2 protein-coding genes are annotated in these 2,575 nt (G+C 33.6%); both read left to right on the top strand.

Going from position 1 to position 2,575, the window contains the following annotated elements; translation table 11 throughout:
- Positions 1 to 264: 264 nt before the first annotated feature.
- The gene (locus PLX19_RS25860; protein WP_272191796.1) at positions 265 to 633 is read left to right on the top strand and encodes a DUF3979 family protein; all 369 of its coding nucleotides are present in this window, start codon (positions 265 to 267) and stop codon (positions 631 to 633) included.
- Positions 634 to 950: 317 nt separating this feature from the next.
- Positions 951 to 2,575 (top strand): methyl-accepting chemotaxis protein (locus PLX19_RS25855; protein ID WP_272191795.1); only part of this gene is annotated, 1,625 nt, incomplete at its 3' end.

Here is a 2,575-nt window from a genome sequence, read left to right as displayed (position 1 = left end):
TGGCATCTATAGAAGAAATTAGTTCAGCAAGTGGAACGTTATCACAAATGGCTGAAGAGTTACAAGTATTAATTGAAAGATTTAAAGTATAAAAGAAAAGCGTGTGAATCAAATGGTTCACACGCTTTTCTTTTTTGTTACGCAATTAAAGAATAAGAGGTAATATTTCGTTTTGAGCGGGGGAATACAGTTGTTATAGTCGTTTATGGTACAATAAATGTACTTAGGGTATATTGAGCAAGAGGTAAGAGAGGAGTTATTTGTATGCTACACGAGGAGATTACAGCATTTTTTCAAGTTCTTCCACAAGAAGACGGAACACGAGGCTGGAAGTACTTTATTCAAGAAGAAAAAGGTACCTATTTAATAACAAACACAATTTCATTAATAGGTACAAGTATAGAATTATTTTTTAATGAAGACGATGAGATTCGTCTTGTTTTATATAAAGATGGTCAGGCGATTACAACGATTCAACGTATTTCTGTTCAAAAGCTCGATATTATAGAAGAAGAGGAAAGCCTTCAATTTGTGCTAGATCGTATGCCAAGCCGTATGATTCGATTACAGTTAAAACCGTTTCTTGCAGTTGAAATGGGATTGTATTGGGAAGTGTGTGAAGATTGTGAGTAAAAACATCCTGTTATTAACGGATGTTTTTTAATTTTGCTATTCACAGTTAATAAGAGATTTCTTCAATTCATTATAAAATAAAGGAGGAGTCTTAATTATGGGAATAATCATTTTATACAAAATAAATCTTTTTGTTTATATATATTAAAGTAATATTATCTATATATAGACAAAATGCGATTATTTATATAGAATTTACAAAGTATGAGTCGGAAAGTATTGTACTTTTCATTGGTTCATATTCTTTCTTTGTTTTTTTTCTTTATTATATACACTTTTTTAATATCATCTTGGATCGAACATAAAGGAGGAGCTGTATGTCAAAAGTGTCTAAAATATTTCAGAATATGAATGTAGGAAAAAAACTACTACTTTCATTTTTTGTTATTTTAATTTCTACGGTATCTGTAATTGGTACTCTGTCTTATCAAACTGCAAAGAAGAACTTTGATAGCCAAATTACAAGTAGTGCAAGTGAAAATATTGAAGTGTTAGACAGTTTAATTAATCAAATGCTTGATGCAAAGTATAATGATGTTACACATTTTTCTAAAGTCATTCAGCGCAATATGCATGAGACTGATAATGGTGAAAGTATTAGGAAGATGTTTGCAGAGTATGCAAGTTTGCATCCTGAAATCATCTATACTTATGTAGGAACTGAAAATGGGTCATTTATACAAGAACCAAACGTACAAATGCCGGCAGATTATAATCCGAAAGAGCGCCCTTGGTATATAGATGCAATGAAACAAAGTGGCGGTATTGTGATAACAAGTCCGTATAAAGCTAAGGCGAGCGATGATATTGTTGTGACAATCTCGAAAAAATTAGATGATGGTAGTGGAGTTATTGGTATAGATTTAAAGCTTGATAGTTTAGTAAAAACAACAAAAATGATTAATATTGGTAAAGAGGGCTATGCATTTATTTTAGATCAAAATCAAAATGTTGTAACGCATCCAAAGGAAAAGCCAGGTACTAAAGCATCAGATTCTTGGGCAAAGCCAATGTATCAAGGAAATCATGGAACGTTCTTGTATACATACGATGGTTCAGATAAGAAAATGACCTTTGCGACAAATGTAAAAACAGGCTGGAAAATTGCAGGTACGATGTACACGAATGAAGTGATAAAAACGGCAGAACCTATCTTTTATACTACGTTGATTATTGCGGTAATTGCTCTTATTATAGGTGGAGTAATCATTTACTTTATTACGCTTTCCATTACCAAACCTTTAAAACAACTGGTTGTTTCTTCTCATAAGATTAGTGAAGGTGACTTAACAGAAATAATTGAAATCCGTTCAAATGATGAAATTGGTCAACTTGGAAAAGGTTTCAACAAAATGGTTGGGTCGTTGCGCGAATTGATTTCAAGAATTAATTCGTCAGCAGGGCATGTAGCTGCTGCATCAGAAGAATTAACAGCAAGCGTGAGACAAGCGAGTGAGGCGACTGAGCAAATAACAATGGCAATCGATCAAGTGTCAAGCGGTGCAGTTACACAAACAAAAGGTGTTGAACAAGGCGCAATCTTGCTTCAAGAAGTAACAGAAGGGATTCAAAGTGTGGCAGATACTTCATCTGTTATTGCAACTTCCTCTGCGTATACACGTCAAAAAGCAGAAAATGGCGATCAACTTGTTGAACAAACGGTAAGTCAAATGCAGTCAATTCATCAGTCAGTTGCAGAATCTGATCAGATTATTAAATTATTAGATAATAAGTCAAAGCAAATTGGCGATATATTAGAAGTGATTCAAAATATTGCAGATCAAACAAATTTATTAGCGTTGAATGCTGCAATTGAAGCAGCAAGGGCAGGAGAACATGGCAGAGGTTTTGCCATCGTTGCGGAAGAAGTACGTAAATTAGCAGAACAATCAAGCTCATCTTCAAATGAGATTGGAAAGTTAATTACAGAAATTCAAGAGGA

This window comes from Bacillus sp. BP-3 (assembly GCF_028401955.1).
Taxonomy (GTDB): Bacteria; Bacillota; Bacilli; order Bacillales; family Bacillaceae_G; genus Bacillus_A.
This window is presented reverse-complemented; position numbering and strand designations above follow the sequence as displayed.